Origin of the sequence: Bacteroides sp. Marseille-P8574, from assembly GCF_902825465.1 — a bacterium.
Lineage (GTDB): Bacteria > Bacteroidota > Bacteroidia > Bacteroidales > Bacteroidaceae > Bacteroides > Bacteroides uniformis.
The window spans coordinates 2,723,587-2,740,633 of sequence record NZ_CADEBE010000001.1 but is presented as its reverse complement, the minus strand read 5'-3'; the positions used below and the strand labels follow the sequence as shown (position 1 = coordinate 2,740,633).

The 17,047-nt window shown below is 47.5% G+C and carries 12 protein-coding genes and 1 pseudogene; 10 read left to right on the top strand and 3 right to left on the bottom strand.

Annotated elements, in window-relative coordinates; translation table 11 throughout:
• Nucleotides 1-31: 31 nt before the first annotated feature.
• The 9 genes from HUX74_RS11625 (at nt 32) to HUX74_RS11585 (ending at nt 13,020) form a co-directional block, all read left to right on the top strand.
• Nucleotides 32-964, top strand: coding sequence for a DUF4922 domain-containing protein (locus tag HUX74_RS11625; RefSeq protein ID WP_117965664.1), 933 nt, complete (start codon nt 32-34; stop codon nt 962-964).
• A gap of 41 nt (nt 965-1,005) precedes the next feature.
• Entirely contained in the window at nt 1,006-2,325 is a 1,320-nt protein-coding gene (locus tag HUX74_RS11620) for a SpoIID/LytB domain-containing protein (RefSeq protein ID WP_174646668.1), read from the top strand.
• Between the two features lie 27 nt (nt 2,326-2,352).
• A complete protein-coding gene (locus tag HUX74_RS11615; RefSeq protein ID WP_174646667.1) occupies nt 2,353-3,675 on the top strand; it encodes an MFS transporter in 1,323 nt (440 codons plus the stop codon).
• Between the two features lie 20 nt (nt 3,676-3,695).
• A complete protein-coding gene (locus tag HUX74_RS11610; RefSeq protein ID WP_174646666.1) occupies nt 3,696-4,937 on the top strand; it encodes an exo-beta-N-acetylmuramidase NamZ domain-containing protein in 1,242 nt (413 codons plus the stop codon).
• Nucleotides 4,938-5,046: 109 nt separating this feature from the next.
• Nucleotides 5,047-8,019, top strand: coding sequence for an FAD-binding and (Fe-S)-binding domain-containing protein (locus HUX74_RS11605; RefSeq protein ID WP_174646665.1), 2,973 nt, complete (start codon nt 5,047-5,049; stop codon nt 8,017-8,019).
• Between the two features lie 29 nt (nt 8,020-8,048).
• On the top strand, nt 8,049-9,233 hold the full coding sequence (locus tag HUX74_RS11600; protein ID WP_117600242.1) for an acyltransferase family protein: 1,185 nt from the start codon (nt 8,049-8,051) through the stop codon (nt 9,231-9,233).
• A gap of 113 nt (nt 9,234-9,346) precedes the next feature.
• Complete coding sequence (locus tag HUX74_RS11595; RefSeq protein WP_117600241.1) at nt 9,347-10,186, top strand: BadF/BadG/BcrA/BcrD ATPase family protein; 840 nt, start codon at nt 9,347-9,349, stop codon at nt 10,184-10,186.
• A gap of 46 nt (nt 10,187-10,232) precedes the next feature.
• Complete coding sequence (murQ, locus tag HUX74_RS11590) at nt 10,233-11,069, top strand: N-acetylmuramic acid 6-phosphate etherase (RefSeq protein ID WP_174646664.1); 837 nt, start codon at nt 10,233-10,235, stop codon at nt 11,067-11,069.
• Between the two features lie 94 nt (nt 11,070-11,163).
• Nucleotides 11,164-13,020: a serine hydrolase gene (locus HUX74_RS11585; RefSeq protein ID WP_174646663.1), complete on the top strand. Its 1,857-nt coding sequence runs from the start codon at nt 11,164-11,166 to the stop codon at nt 13,018-13,020.
• Between the two features lie 36 nt (nt 13,021-13,056).
• Here HUX74_RS11585 and HUX74_RS11580 read toward each other — a convergent pair.
• Nucleotides 13,057-13,961, bottom strand: a pseudogene (locus tag HUX74_RS11580) (IS982 family transposase).
• 102 nt (nt 13,962-14,063) lie between these two features.
• Here HUX74_RS11580 and HUX74_RS11575 point away from each other — a divergent pair.
• Nucleotides 14,064-14,570 carry a DUF6398 domain-containing protein gene (locus HUX74_RS11575; RefSeq protein ID WP_117967234.1) on the top strand — a complete coding sequence of 169 codons (507 nt, stop codon included), beginning with the start codon at nt 14,064-14,066 and terminating at the stop codon, nt 14,568-14,570.
• 108 nt (nt 14,571-14,678) lie between these two features.
• Here the strand turns inward: HUX74_RS11575 and HUX74_RS11570 are convergent, their stop codons facing one another.
• Both HUX74_RS11570 and HUX74_RS11565 read right to left on the bottom strand, forming a co-directional pair.
• Nucleotides 14,679-15,311, bottom strand: a complete 633-nt coding sequence (locus HUX74_RS11570) for an FKBP-type peptidyl-prolyl cis-trans isomerase (protein ID WP_117600238.1) — start codon at nt 15,309-15,311, stop codon at nt 14,679-14,681.
• A 67-nt stretch (nt 15,312-15,378) separates the two neighbouring features.
• Entirely contained in the window at nt 15,379-16,920 is a 1,542-nt protein-coding gene (locus tag HUX74_RS11565; RefSeq protein WP_117600237.1) for a glycine--tRNA ligase, read from the bottom strand.
• Between the last annotated feature and the right edge of the window lie 127 nt (nt 16,921-17,047).

The following is a 17,047-nucleotide window of genomic DNA, read 5'->3' as shown; positions in this document are numbered from 1 at the left end:
CACCGTAAATCATCAAATAACAGACAAGCTCATGAATCAAACGATACACAATCTTCTAACCGGACAACTGGCATCCTGGGAGACGGCACGCAACAATTATGCTGCCCTCTCCGGTGTGCGGGTGAAAGAGCTGAATGTAAACGGCATACCCTATAAGGTACAGTTCAACCCGGCACGCATCGTTTCCTCCGGTGCCAAGGTGGATGCCAAGTCCATTCAGGAACGAAAATGCTTTCTGTGCCCGGCAAACCTGCCACCGGTACAGAAAGGTATCCCATTTGGCGGGCACTACCATATTCTGGTGAATCCGTTCCCCATTTTCCCTCGCCACCTGACGATACCGGAACTGGCGCATACTCCCCAACGCATCGCTTCCCGCTTCACCGATGTGCTGGAGCTGGCCGAGGCGCTGACGGAATATACCATTTTCTACAACGGTCCCCGATGTGGCGCCTCCGCCCCCGACCATGCTCATTTCCAAGCAGGAAACAAAGGATTCATGCCTATCGAAAAAGACTGGCGCGGACAAGTTGCCGGAAAGATAGCCGATTATGGAAAGGCTACGCTATGGTATCTCAATGACGCTCCCCGTGCCACACTTGTGATTGAATCCATCTCCAAAGAGGACGCGGCAGACTTGTTCGACATCATTTACCGCTCTCTGGACGTGAAACCCGAGGAAGACGAACCGATGATGAACGTACTGGTCCTATACGAGGCCGACCGTTGGGTGGTCTTTGTCTTCCCGCGCGAGAAGCACCGTCCCACCTGCTACACCGCCGAGGGAGAAGCCAACCTATTGAGCAGTCCGGCGTCCGTTGACTTGGGAGGTGTCTTTATCACCCCCGTAGAAAAGGATTTCCTAAAAATCACTGCGGAAGATGTGGCACAGATATTAAGTGAAGTATGCCTCTCTGCCACAGACTTCCACAAGGTACGGCAGCGTATCAGGGAAAAAATATGACTTCTGAAATCCTAAAACTCTAATTTTAAAGAAATACCATTATGAAAGAGCCCAAAGTACAAGTAGGCATTCTGTTTGAACCGCAGATAGAATTCGTTTTGCTGAACCCGTATCGCATAGACGGAACGGAAGTCAGCGGCAAGCAGGTAGTGACCTACGACGAAGGCAAGATTCTCTGGAATGGCCGCCGGTATGACGAACTGCTGTTCGAACCGCAACACGAGCAGACCGATGCCTTCGAACTATTGGACGTTACCATCGGCATCAATTTCCATTGGGAGCGCAAAGAAGACCAGCGTTTTCTGGGTGCCCTCAAAATCATCGTTGAGAATGGAAAGCTCACCGGCATCAACGTCATCCATGTAGAAGATTATCTGACCAGCGTCATCTCCTCCGAGATGAGTGCCACCGCTTCTCTGGAGCTGCTCAAGGCACACGCTGTCATCTCCCGAAGCTGGCTACTGGCACAAATACAAAAGAATAAGGAAATCACCGAAGCCCAAGCTAACTACTCGGCCTTTACGCAGACCGACGAAGAGCTGATTCGCTGGTACGACCGAGAAGACCACACACGTTTCGATGTATGCGCCGACGACCATTGTCAGCGCTACCAGGGCATTACACGTGCCTCTACCGATATTGTGAAACAAGCCATCTCCGCTACCCGCGGCCAGGTACTGACATCTGATGGTAAGATTTGCGACGCCCGTTTCTCCAAATGCTGCGGCGGTGCTTTCGAGGAGTTCCAATACTGCTGGGAAGACATCAAATACCCCTATCTTGCCCAACAACGAGACAGCAAAACGCACGCCACACTACCCGATTTGACGCAGGAAGTCGAAGCGGACCGCTGGATTCGTACCTCCCCCGAAGCATTCTGCAACACCACCGACAAGAAAATCCTCTCGCAGGTACTCAATAACTATGACCAGGAGACTACGGACTTCTATCGCTGGAAAGTGGAATATACTCAGGAAGAACTTTCAGTCCTCATTCTGAAACGTTCGGGCATCGACTACGGACAAATCATCGATCTTATTCCCATAGCCCGTGGAACCAGCGGACGTCTCTGGAAACTGAAGATTGTGGGAACCAAGCGCACGCTCACCATCGGCAAGGAGCTGGAAATTCGCCGTACGCTCTCTACTTCACACCTCTACAGCTCTGCCTTCGTGGTGGACAAGGAGGAGTTGTCCTCCGAAGGCATTCCCGGACGCTTCATCCTCACCGGTGCCGGTTGGGGACATGGCGTGGGGCTTTGCCAGATAGGTGCAGCCGTAATGGGCGAGCAAGGGTATAAGTATGATGCAATACTGCTGCACTACTATATAGGTGCCAGCATTGACAAGCTGTATGAATAATCGGATAAAACACAAGAAATCAATATCATGAACCATACAAAAAACATATCGCCATGGGCATGGGTACCCACCTTGTACTTTGCACAAGGCATTCCATATTTTATCGTAAACAACATCTCCGTGATGATGTTTACCAAAATGGGCGTACCGAACGGAGAAATGGCCTTGTTCACAAGCCTGCTCTATCTGCCTTGGACCATCAAGCCCTTCTGGAGTCCGTTTGTCGACATCATCAAGACCAAAAGATGGTGGACTCTTTCCATGCAGATTCTGATGTCTGTGGCATTCATCCTGCTGACGCTGTCCATTCCACGGCCGGACGAGGCGACTATGGCGGCCGGAACAACCCCCATCAGCATGTTCAGCATCACGCTGATGCTGTTCATCATCACGGCTTTTGCCTCTGCCACACACGACATTGCCGCCGACGGCTTCTACATGCTGGCACTGAAGCAGAGTGACCAGGCAGCCTTCGTTGGCATCCGAAGCACGTTTTACCGGCTCGCCTCTATCTTCGGACAAGGCGTGCTCGTAGCCATTGCCGGCGCCATCGAACTGAGAACCGAAAACATTCCGCTGTCATGGACCATCACGATGCTGGTTACAGCCGTTCTGTTCAGCCTGGTGACGTTCTATCACCTCTTTGCAGTCCCCAAACCCGCTTCGGACAAGTCTACACTGGCAGCCGATGCCGCCACTGCAGGAGCCATATTCAGAGAATTCGGACGAACATTCGCCACCTATTTCACCAAACCGGGTGCATTGCTGGCCATCGTGTTCATGTTGCTGTACCGCCTGCCTGAGGCATTCCTCATCAAAATGTGTATGCCCTTCCTGGTGGCCTCCAAAGAATCGGGAGGTCTGGAACTCTCGACTGCAGAAGTAGGTATCGTATACGGCACCATCGGAGTCATATTCCTCACCCTGGGCGGTATTCTGGGAGGATTATTCGCATCACGCATCGGATTGAAAAAATCCATCTGGTGGATGGCAGGATGCATGACTCTGCCATGCCTGACGTTTGTCTATCTTGCCATTGCCCAGCCCGACAATCTGTTTGCCATCTCAACCTCCATCGCCATCGAGCAATTTGGCTACGGCTTTGGTTTCACGGCCTACATGCTCTACATGATATACTTCTCCGAAGGCGAATTCAAGACCTCCCACTATGCCATCTGTACCGCATTCATGGCACTGAGCATGATGATTCCAGGGATGTTTGCGGGATACATTCAGGAGGCTATCGGATATATCGACTTCTTCTGGTTGGTGATGATATGCTGTTTCGCCACGGTTGTCGTCACCATTTTTGCAGACAGAAGAATAGACCCGGAATATGGGAAAAAGTGATTAATGTTTAATGATTAGCGATGAAAAAGATTATTATAATATCCTTGCTCTGCCTCCTCTGCGGAGGTGCGATGCAGGCACAGAAGATAAGAATAAAGACCGGCATCGAAGTACTGAAAGAACAGAATTTCCGATGCTTGGAAGGTAAACGTGTAGGGTTGATTACCAATCCGACGGGAGTGGACAACCGGATGAAGTCTACCATTGACATACTGCACGAGGCCCCGAACGTAAATCTTGTGGCACTCTATGGCCCCGAACACGGCGTACGCGGTGATGTGCACGCAGGCGACCATGTAACGGACATCAAAGACGCGACTACCGGACTGCCCGTATATTCGCTTTACGGAAAGACTCGCAAGGCCACACCGGATATGCTGAAAGACGTAGATGTATTGGTATATGACATCCAGGACATCGGTTGCCGTTCCTTTACCTACATCAGCACCATGGGACTGGCTATGGAAGCCGCTGCCGAAAACGGCAAGGAATTCATCGTGCTGGACCGGCCCAATCCTGTAGGCGGATTGAAAATTGAGGGTAACTTAGTTGAAGATGATTGCATTTCTTTTGTAAGCCAGTTTAAAATTCCGTACCTTTACGCTCTCACTTGCGGTGAGCTGGCACTGATGCTCAATGGCGAGAAGATGTTGAAGGATGGGGAACAATGCAATCTCCACGTAGTGAAGATGAAAGGCTGGAAACGCAAGATGGATTATACCCAAACCGGACTGCAATGGGTTCCTTCCTCTCCACACATTCCACATCCACATTCTGCATTCTTCTATCCCGTCAGCGGAATCCTGGGAGAGCTGGGATATATGTCCATTGGTGTGGGGTATACCATTCCGTTCCAGATGTTTGCCGCGCCATGGGTGGAAGCAGAGAAGCTGGCCGGAAACCTGAACCGTCTGAACGTACCAGGGGTTATCTTCAGACCGATGTACCTGAAACCGTTCTACAGTGTAGGCAAAGGCAAGTTGCTGCAAGGTGTGCAAGTGCACATCATGGATTTCGGCAAAGCACCGTTGAGCGACCTGCAATTCCTGGTCATGCAGGAAGTCGCCGCCCTCTATCCGGACCGTGCCGTGTTTGACCATGCCGACAAGGGACGTTTCTCGATGTTCGACAAGGTAAGTGGTTCGCGGCAGATACGCGAACGCTTTTCGAAGCGGAACCGTTGGGAAGATATACGCGACTACTGGTATAAGGATGCCGAAGACTTTCGTAAGTTGTCGAAAAAGTATTATTTATATAAATAGTTTTACAGACGAACAAAGAGGAAAGATAGCGATCATACTGAGGGTATCCCCATCAGCCCTGTTTATAGCCTACTTTGAAGAGAAATGATACGATAGTAAAAAAACAGATATGAAAGAGCGCAGTTACATGGCTTTCCTGCAGGAAACAAGCCAAATCATTCCGCAGGAAAGAATTTATACCGACGAACTTCGCCGGCTGGCTTGGGGTACGGATGCCGGTTTCTACCGCCTAATTCCTCAGATTGTAATCCGTTCAAAAGACGAGGACGAAGTTTCACAACTGTTGAAACTGGCTAGCCGCCACGAGTTACCAGTCACCTTCCGAGCGGCAGGAACCAGTTTGTCGGGACAAGCCATTAGTGACTCCATCCTCATCGTAGCCGGCAAGAATTGGGAAAAATACAGCATATCTGCCGACCATGAACAGATAACCCTCCAACCGGGCATCATCGGACAACGTGTGAACGAATTGCTGGCCCCCTACGGCCGCAAGTTTGCACCGGATCCCGCCTCGGTAAAAAGCGCCATGGTGGGCGGTATAGTCATGAACAATGCTTCCGGCATGAATTGCGGCACGCATGCCAACAGCGACAAAGTGCTTGTTTCCGCTCGCATCGTCCTAATGGACGGTACCCTGCTGGATACCGGAAATCCCGCCAGCCGCGCCTCCTTCGAAGTGACCCACCGCAACTTTATCCGCCGCATCTGCGCACTGCGTGACGAAATACGTACCAACGAAAAATTGGCTGAACGCATCCGTTACAAATATTCCATCAAAAACGTAACTGGGCTCAATCTACTGCCTTTTGTCCGTTTTGATGACCCGTTCGAAATCATCGCCCACCTCATGGTAGGTTCCGAAGGTACATTGGCATTCCTTTCGGAAGTGACGATGAAGACCGAATATGACTATCCCTACAAGGCCAGTGCTATGCTCTACTTCAAGACCATAAAAGAAGCGAGCCGCGCTGTGGTAGCCATGAAGAAGCTGGTCGGCAAAACCGGTGAATGGACAGTAAAAGGGGCTGAAATGCTGGACTACAAGAGCCTTTCTTCCGTCAACGACCCCATATTCCTGAAATACAAAGGTGAAGTTGCCTCCTCCACCCTCCCCGACGTAGAGCCGGGCGACGAAACCGGGCTAACCGCAGTGCTGACTGAAACCAAAGCCCGTACCCCCGAAGAACTCCAACAAAACATATCCACCATCGAAACATGCCTGCAAGCCTTCACAACTTATATTCCGGTACGCTTCACTGACCGTCCGGAGGAATATTCCAAATTCTGGGCCATCCGTTCCGGCATCTTCCCCTCTGTAGGAGGTACCCGCCAGCCGGGAACCACTTGCCTCATCGAAGACATCGCCTTCCACATTGAAGATCTTCCGGAGGCAACGGCAGAACTGCAACAGCTCATAGCCCGCCACGGATATAATGACGCCTGCATCTACGGCCATGCTCTCGAAGGAAACTATCACTTCATCATCAACCAGTCTTTCAGTACCCAAGCGGAAGTGAAACGCTACGAAAACTTGATGAATGACATCAAGACCTTGGTAGTAGATAAATATGACGGTTCCCTGAAAGCCGAGCATGGTACGGGCCGAAATATGGCTCCCTTTGTCCGCCATGAATGGGGAGATGACGCCTACAAAGCCATGAAAGCCGTCAAAGAGCTGTTTGACCCACAAGGATTGCTAAACCCCGGTGTCATATTCAATGATGACCCGCAATGCCATATCAAGAACTTCAAGCCGCTGCCTTTATTAATGGAAAATGGAAAAGGAACAATTGACAATGACGCTGTACCCCATTCTCAATTATCAACTGTCTATTCTCAATTAAACAAGTGTATTGAGTGCGGTTTCTGCGAAGTCAACTGTCTCTCCTGCGGCTTTACCCTTTCCTCGCGCCAGCGCATCGTGTTGCAGCGCGAAATATCCCGGTTGAAACAAAGCGGTGAGGACCCGACACGCCTTGCACTGCTCGAAAAGCAATACCGCTATCCCGGCAACCAGACTTGTGCCGGAGACGGTCTCTGCTCCATGTCGTGTCCGATGGGTATCAATACGGGTGACCTCACCCATGTAATCCGCCAGGAAGCATTGCCCAAAGGCAGTCTGGGATACAAAGCTGGAGACTTTGTCGCCAATCATTTTGCCGGTGTCAAGAGTACACTGCGTCCCATATTGTCCTTGGCCAATTTCAGCCACTCCCTATTAGGTACAAAGGCCATGGGCAATATTACCAAAGGCCTACATAATGCATTAGGCATACCTCTATGGACGCCGGCTATGCCAAAACCTCTCCGTCCTTATAATAAAGCAAAAGTAACTACTCCCCCTCCCTACGGAAAAGGGGGCAAGGAAAGAGAGGCCGTAGTTTATTTCCCCAGCTGCATCAACCAGACTATGGGTCTGGCCAAGAAGTCTCCCGTAGAGCAGCCATTGGTAAACAAAATGGTGTCTTTGTTACAAAAAGCCGATTACGAAATCATCTTCCCGAAAGATATGGACAAGCTTTGCTGTGGTACCATTTGGGAAAGCAAAGGGATGCTGGACATTGCCGACCGCAAGACAGCCGAACTGGAGGCCGCACTTTGGGAAGCCAGCGAACAAGGCAAATATCCTGTTCTCTGTGACCAAAGCCCTTGTTTGCACCGCATGCGCGAGTGCATCAAGAAGATGAAACTATATGAACCTGCGGAATTCATCTATACATTCTTACGTGACAAGCTGATTTTCACACCCATCAACCGCCCCGTAGCAGTCCACATCACCTGCTCCATGCGGAAAATGGGACTGGCAGATACCATTATAGCCCTTGCACGTCTCTGCTCCAGTAAAGTCATCGTACCGGAAGAAGTAGGTTGCTGCGGTTTTGCCGGAGACCGGGGATTCACCTATCCTGAGCTGAACTCGTACGCCCTACGCAAACTCCGTCCGCAAATAGAAGCATCCGGAGTGAGTATAGGCTACTCCAACAGCCGCACTTGTGAAATCGGATTGACAACAAACTCAGGTATCCCCTACGTATCCATCGCTTATCTGGTAGACGAATGTACAAAGGCGGCTGATAATTAGGATTGATAACTTAACACACAAATATTACAATGAACAGTACAAAAGTAAGCAAACGCATCCTTGCACTCGACATTCTTCGTGGTGTCACCATCGCAGGTATGATTATGGTAAACAACCCCGGTTCGTGGGGACATATCTATGCCCCCTTGCGACATGCAGAGTGGAACGGCCTGACTCCCACCGACCTCGTCTTTCCTTTCTTCATGTTTATCATGGGAATTTCTACGTACATTTCCCTGAAGAAATACAACTTCGAGTTCAGCCACACCACCGGCATGAAGATACTGAAACGTACCATCGTCATTTTCCTTATAGGCATGGCTATCGGCTGGTTCTCGCGTTTCTGCTATTACTGGGCCTCCGCTCCGGACGACCTTAGTTTCGGAGAGAAACTATGGGCTTCTGTCTGGACATTCGACCGTATCCGTATTCTGGGTGTCATGCAACGGCTGGCCCTTTGCTACGGTGCAGCCTCCATCATTGCACTAACCATGAAGCATAAACATATACCTTATCTGATCGCCAGCCTATTGATAGGTTACTTCATACTGTTGATGTGTGGTAACGGTTTTGCCTATAATGAAACAAACATTCTTTCCGTGGTAGACCGTGCTATCCTAACCCCTGCACACATGTACAAGGATAACGGCATAGATCCCGAAGGTTTGTTAAGTACTATCCCTGCCATTGCACACGTGTTGCTGGGATTCTGTGTAGGACGGCTGATGCTGGACGGCAACAAGTCAGAAAACCGTGCCTCATTTCTCAATTCGCAGCTTATCACACTGTTTCTAGTAGGTGTTATCCTTACTTTCTCCGGTTTCCTGCTAAACTACGGTTGTCCTATCAATAAGAAAATATGGTCTCCTACCTACGTACTCGTCACTTGCGGACTGGCATCCAGTTTTCTGGCATTGCTTATCTGGATTATTGATGTGAAAGGCTATAAGAAGTGGAGCATGTTTTTCGAGGCATTCGGTGTGAATCCGCTGTTCATGTATGTATTGGGCGGCGTACTTAGCATACTTTTCGGTAGCATCAGCTTCCCGTGGGGAGACGGCAGCATCAGTATACACGGATTCTTATATAATATAGTCCTCATGCCCGTTTTCGGTGAAACCGCCGGTTCCCTTGCCTTTGCCTTGCTGTTTATCGCCATTAACTGGTGTATCGGCTACCAGTTGTACAAACGAAAAATATATATCAAGATATAAGAATAAAGATGAAGGATTAGGGATTAATGTTTAATAATATCACCTTTATTATATGCAATACCCTAATCCTTAATCCATCATCCCTAATCCTTAATCCTTAAAAACTATTTTATATGATTTTAATAGCAGACAGTGGCTCTACAAAAACCGATTGGTGTGTTGTAGAGAATGGAGTACTTATCCAACAGATATTCACGAAGGGTACAAACCCTTTCTTTCAGTCGGAAGAGGAAATCAGTAATGAAATAGCAACAGCGCTATTACCTCAGCTGAAAACAAGTGAACTGGATGCCGTATACTTTTATGGTGCAGGATGCGGATTTCCCGACAAGATAAGTATGGTGCACCGTGCCATTACCAAACACCTCAATGTGAAAAATGAAGTGGAAGTCAATACCGATATGCTGGCTGCCGCACGTGGCCTCTGCGGACATGACTCAGGCATTGCCTGCATCATGGGAACCGGTTCCAACTCATGTTATTATGACGGGAAAAGCATTGTCACCAATGTATCTCCTCTCGGATTCATCTTGGGAGACGAAGGCAGCGGAGCCTGCTTAGGCAAACTACTAGTAGGCGATATCTTGAAAAATCAGATGACACCTGAACTTAAAGAAAAATTCCTCAAACAGTTCGACCTGACACCTGCTGATATCATCGACCGTGTCTACCGTAAACCTTTCCCCAACCGTTTCCTGGCAAGCTTGTCACCGTTTCTTGCACAGAATCTGGGTGAACCTTGTGTACGCGCTCTGGTACTGAACAGCTTTAAGGCATTCCTTAAACGCAACGTCATGCAATATGAAGACTATCAGCATCAAAAAGTACATTTCATCGGTTCAGTAGCCTTCTATTACAAGGAAGTTCTGGCAGAAGCTGCCAAAGAAATGGGTATCCAACTGGGTGCAATCATCAAGAGCCCCATGGAAGGACTCATCAAATATCACAACTGAAAGTGACAAATCGTAAATAGTAAATCGTCAAATAGTAAATAGCCTTATGTTCGTAAAAATCTCAGAGCAACCATCGCTCTACAATGACTTGGAAAAGAAATCAGTCCGTGAAATTCTGGAAGACATCAATACCGAAGACCAGAAAGTGGCGCTTGCCGTACAGAGGGCAATCCCTCAAATAGAAAAGTTGGTAACCCAGATTGTGCCCCGCATGAAACAAGGCGGACGCATCTTCTACATGGGTGCGGGTACCAGTGGACGTCTGGGCGTACTCGACGCTTCGGAAATTCCACCGACTTTCGGTATGCCCCCCACGCTGGTTATCGGCTTGATTGCCGGTGGTGACACTGCATTGAGAAATCCGGTAGAGAATGCCGAAGATGACATTCACCGCGGTTGGGAAGAACTGACGGAACGCAATATTACAGATAAGGATACGGTCATCGGTATTGCTGCATCCGGTACCACCCCCTACGTGATTGGTGCCATGCACGAGGCACGCGAACACGGCATACTGACCGGCTGTATCACCAGCAACCCGGACTCTCCAATGGCAGCAGAGGCAGATGTAGCCATCGAAATGATTGTAGGGCCTGAATATGTGACGGGAAGCTCACGCATGAAATCGGGAACAGGACAGAAAATGATACTGAATATGATTACTACTTCCGTCATGATACAGTTGGGACGCGTGAAAGGCAACAAAATGGTGAATATGCAGCTCAGTAACAAAAAGCTTGTGGACCGTGGTACCCGTATGATTGTAGAGGAACTTAGACTGGACTATGGCAAAGCCAAGGCACTGCTGTTGATGCACGGCTCGGTGAAGAAGGCAGTGGATGCGTACAGAGCCCCTCGTGCCACTAAAGAGGAAGAAGAATAGTTTCAAGAACAATTAACCCGATTAATTATCCCCTTCCCCTTTCAAGAGTGTGTCAAAACCCCTTTCATAGGGGGGCGGGGCAAATCTTTTTATTATGAAAGCAATCTGTTTTTTTCTTTTTTCTCTTTGTCTGCAAGTTGCCACTGCGCAGCCTTTGCAGCGTGTAGCTCCTGAACAGGTGGGAATGGACTCCCGCAAACTGATGTATGCCGATGAAGCGATTGAAACGGCTATCGCCAACAAGGATATTCCCGGCGCCGTACTTGCCGTAGTGCGCAATGGGAAAATGGCATACTTGAAAGCCTATGGTAACAAGCGCATCTACCCCAGTGTAGAGCCAATGACTACCAATACCATCTTTGATATGGCATCATGCAGCAAATCCATGTCGACTGCCGTATGTACAATGATACTGGCAGAACACGGCAAGCTCCGCATGCTGGACCCCGTCAGCCTCTACATACCCAATTTTAAGAATTGGGAGAGTGCAGACGGCAAAGAGAAGAAGGTAATCCGCATTGCCGACCTGATGACACATACTTCCGGACTGCCCCCATACGCACCGGTAGGCGAACTTGAAAAGCAATACGGTTCCCCCAATCCGGATGGTCTTATGGAATACATCGCTACTTGCAAACGTGACTTCAAGCCACAGACAGATTTCCAATACAGTTGCCTCAACTTCATCACCCTGCAGCATATCATCGAGACAATAAGCGGCCAAAGTCTGCGTGATTTTGCCCGTGAAAACATATTTGATGTACTCGGCATGGAGCATACCGACTATCTGCCCTGCCAACGTGACAAGAATGGCAAATGGATAAATACAACAGATGCAAACTGGGCAGGTATCACCGAAGGAAACTGGCACAATGCCATCGCGCCAACCGAAAAACAACCTGACGGGCAAGTCCTCTGCGGACAAGTACACGACCCGCTGGCCCGTATCATGAACGGAGGCATCAGCGGCAACGCCGGAGTATTCTCCTGTGCCGAAGATATTGCCGTGCTCTGCGCAGCCCTGCAGAACGGAGGCGAATGGAACGGCCGCCGTATCCTGAGCCCGCTGGGTGTAAAAAACATGCGTACCGTGCCACGCGCCACAGCCAGTCTGGGACGTACTCTCGGCTGGGACTGCTTTACAGCATACGCCTCTAACAACGGGGACTTGTTCGGCCCGAACACCTATAGCCATACCGGATATACGGGTACTTCCATCGTTATTGACCCAGACAATGACACTTCTGTCATATTGCTTATCAATGCCGTGCATCCGGAAGACGGGCATAGCGTGGTTCGTCTGCGTTCATTGGTTGCCAATGCCGTGGCAGCTTCCATCTGTCCCGTTCCGCGCATCTATACAGACCATTACTACAAACGCTTCCTACAGTTTATGGATGAGCCTGCCATTACAAGCAAAGACATCGTCATGCTTGGCAACAGCCTGACTGAAGGCGGTGGTGACTGGTCGGCACGCCTCGGCAAGAAGAACGTACGCAACCGTGGCATTATCGGTGACGAAGTGATGGGTATCTACGACCGTCTGCACCAGATACTCCCCGGACATCCCGCCAAGCTGTTCCTGCTTATCGGAGTCAACGATATTTCCCACAATTTGACGTCGGACAGCATTGTAAGTATGATTCGTACAACCGTGGAACGTATTCAGAAAGAATCTCCCGATACGAAGTTCTACCTGCAAAGCCTGCTTCCTTTCAATGAAAGTTTCGGACGCTATAAAAGCCTGACCAGAAAAACCGATATGGTCCCTGAAGTCAACCTTCGTTTGGAAGCACTTGCCAAAGAAAAAAACATCGCTTATATCAACCTCTTCCCCTTGTTTACAGAGACGGGAACGAATGTACTGCGCAGCGAACTAACCAACGACGGGTTGCATTTGAATGAGGATGGATACAAGATTTGGGTAAAGGCCATCAAGAAGAAAATATAGACTCCTCTATTATAAATAACCTGAGTTCGATATAATTTAAAATGGAATATACAATTGTGCAAGCGGTTCAAATTCTATATTAATAGATGGCTTCTTTGGTAAAAAAGTATATGCAGTAAGCCCTCCGATCAAATTTGAAATAAAATTTGCGAATGACCTGTGGCGTGTATGTTCTATTTGGCATATGTTCTTGAGTTCATCATTGATGGTTTCTATAATCGCTCTTTTGCGTAGTATAATTCTATCATTCTGAGTCATATATCTCTCTTTCATATTTTTTCTCACGGTCGTAATCAGGTGTATTCCATCAAAAAATAGACGATTAAACAGGTTTTCAGAGATATATCCCTTATCTGCAAAAAGCTTTCCCATAAGTTCTTTGACTAGATTACTTGATGTGAGAGATTCCCGGTCATCCACATTACCCGGTGTAATAACAAAGTTGAGCAGTTCTCCTTTATCATTACATACCAGATGCAACTTGAATCCATAGAACCATCCCATGCTTGACTTTCCACGCTGGGCAATGCCGGCAAAAACTTTATGACGGGGGATACGTTTGTTATCACAGACACAAAGTTTGGTACTATCCACAAAGGAAACTCCGGTGCATTCTCCTAGTCTACACATCTTCAGAAAGCAGACTAGCATTAGTGAAATGTTAGCCTGTAGTTCCACGAAACGGTTATAAGATAATGTTTTGGGAAAGTCATTTTTCATGTGCTTACATACGTACTGAAGATAAAAATGTTTCAAACATCGGTATCCGCCAAGATGAAATAATACCAGAATAGTGGCAACCTCGCTTTCGGACATCTATAAGGCTTATTACGATGAGCTTTACCATCGGATACGGACTTTTCTTTGATAGTGGTATCAAATACTAATGAAAACTCATCAATAACAAAAAATATTTCAGTAATTTTGGAACTAGGTAGCATAGCGTTATAGATTGTAAATGTTATAATTAAGCACTGTAAATTTACTAAAGATATCGCTATCTACCTAATTTTCAAATATATAAAAATATCAATTTGCTTTTTATGGATAAAAAACAAGAATTGAAATTGAGAGAGCAGAAGTTGATTGACTTCGTGTCTTCTTTCTGCAAGCAGAAATTAAATGATGAATACGAGCAACTTTGCATAAAAATGATTCGTAAATTGTGCAGAAAAAGAAACTGTCCATTCGAACGTGGAAACTTAGAAATCTGGGCCGCTTCTATCATCTATACAATAGGAAATATGAATTTCTTGTTTGATAAATCGTTTGAACCATATATTCATTCAAGGGAAATTCATGATTTCTTCGGAACTAAAAGCTCGACTATTGGTGCAAAATCAAGAGTGATTCGGGATCTATTAAACCTTGCCCCTTATTTTGATAAGGATTTCTCGACATCAAGGATGAGTGTGCAGAATCCATACAATAAGCTTGTAGAAGTTGACGGCTTCTTACTTAACATTGAATCACTACCAGAAGAATACCAACAAATGGTTAAGGAAGCTAGAAACAGAGGAGAAGACATTGCATTCACAACCAACAAGTAATCTAGGCGAATCTACGCGAATTTTACAGAAATCTTATATCGAACTCAGGTTAAATAATAAAAAAGTGGTGAAGATTTTTCTTCACCACTTTTTTATTATTTATACCGGTTATTCTACGATGCGCTCCAGCAACAAATCGAACGTCAATGCGGTATATCCAGGGATTGTTCCATCACTATTACCACTGGATCCATAGGCGCTCTGCCAAGGTATATAAAGCATCCAACGCTCGCCTACCCGCATTAACTGCAAGGCTGCTGTCCATCCGGGAATTACATTTGCAACACCAAAAGTGGTTGGGGAATCAAAAGCTGTCGGTGCTTTCAACGAATTCAATGGAATATTAGTATCCAAAGCACTATACCCATCAAAATTTCCGTCAATTTGATCACCGACAATTAAAGTTCCGTAATAAAAAGCACTGACAGTAGAATGGTATCCCATATATAACGGACGTTCCCCTGTTTCATTCTTCACAAGCTTCTTGCAATATACATACTGGGCACCTTCGGTAGTGCTGGCAGTCGTCTGTATGGCATACAGTTTCCCGAGTTCCATAGCATCAGCCTGCTCTGCTGTGGCAACATAGTTCTCGCCAGTCAGCCTTTTTATCGAGTCAGCAAATGCCTCATTGCGTTCTCTCCAGTTATCATACTTCCCAGCCTCCTCCACTTCTTCACAAGAAATAAAAGCACCCACCAGCAACAGCAGGAAAGGCAAAAACAAAAGGGACTTTTTCATTTACTATTTTACTATTTACTATTTACTATTTCAGTTTGTTCACGCATCAGTCTATTCCGTAACCGGTTTATTGCAACGTTTTCAGCAGTGATGTAATGCTTACACGGTCTGCAATGATATTGTTCAGTTCGGAAATAGCCACACGTTCTTGCTTCATGGTGTCACGGTTACGCAAGGTCACGCAATTGTCCTCCAATGTCTGGTGGTCCACAGTTACACAGTACGGAGTACCGATGGCATCCTGACGGCGGTAACGCTTGCCGATGGAGTCTTTCTCGTCATACTGGCAATGGAAGTGGAACTTCAAGTTGTCAATGATTTCGCGTGCCTTTTCGGGCAGTCCGTCTTTCTTTACCAACGGCATCACAGCCAACTTCACCGGAGCCAGAGCAGCGGGAAGTTTCAATACTACGCGCGTTTCACCGTTCTCCAGCTTCTCTTCACAGTAGGAAGCAGACATGATGCTGAGGAACATACGGTCTACACCTATCGAGGTTTCGATGACATACGGAGTATAGCTTTCGTTGGTTTCAGGGTCGAAATACTTGATGTTCTTACCGGAGAATTTCTCATGCTGGGACAAGTCAAAATTAGTACGGCTGTGAATACCTTCCACTTCCTTAAAACCGAAAGGCATCAGGAACTCGATGTCTGTAGCAGCATTGGCGTAGTGTGCCAGTTTGTCGTGGTCGTGGAAACGGTAATGGTCGTCGCCGAAGCCCAGCGCCTTGTGCCATTTCAGACGAGTAGCCTTCCAGGTCTTGAACCAGTCAAGCTCCGTACCCGGCTTCACGAAGAACTGCATTTCCATCTGCTCGAACTCGCGCATGCGGAAGATGAACTGGCGGGCTACGATTTCGTTACGGAAAGCCTTACCAATCTGGGCGATACCGAAAGGAATCTTCATGCGACCGGTTTTCTGTACATTCAGGTAATTTACGAAGATACCTTGTGCCGTTTCCGGACGAAGGTATATCTTCATGGCACCATCGGCGGTAGAACCCATTTCTGTTGAGAACATCAGATTGAACTGACGCACCTCTGTCCAGTTCTTTGTGCCACTGATAGGGCAAACGATTTCTTCGTCAAGGATAATCTGACGGAGTTCGTCCAGATTATTATCGTTCAAAGCCTTGGAAAAGCGTTCATGCAAGGCATCACGCTTGGCCTGGTGTTCCAGCACACGACCGTTGGTACTGCGGAACTGAGCCTCATCGAAAGCCTCACCAAAACGCTTGGCAGCTTTGGCCACTTCTTTGTTTATCTTGTCATCGTACTTAGCAAGCTGGTCCTCTATCAACACATCGGCACGATAACGTTTCTTGGAATCGCGGTTGTCAATCAAAGGGTCATTGAAAGCATCTACGTGTCCGCTGGCTTTCCAGATGGTGGGGTGCATAAAGATTGCTGAGTCGATACCGACAATATTTTCGTGCAGCAGTACCATACTCTGCCACCAGTATTGCTTGATGTTATTTTTTAGTTCCACACCCATCTGACCATAGTCATACACAGCTCCCAGTCCATCATAAATCTCGCTGGAAGGGAACACAAAACCATATTCCTTACAGTGTGATACGAGTTTCTTAAAAACGTCTTCTTGTGCCATTTTCTGTTGTATCTAAATTAATTTGAATCTTATTTTCAGCTAAAAAGCGCCACAAAGATAGGGATTTATATCGTAAGTAGGACACAGAGGGTATTAATTTATCTTATTCCACCTTTTGAACGGACGC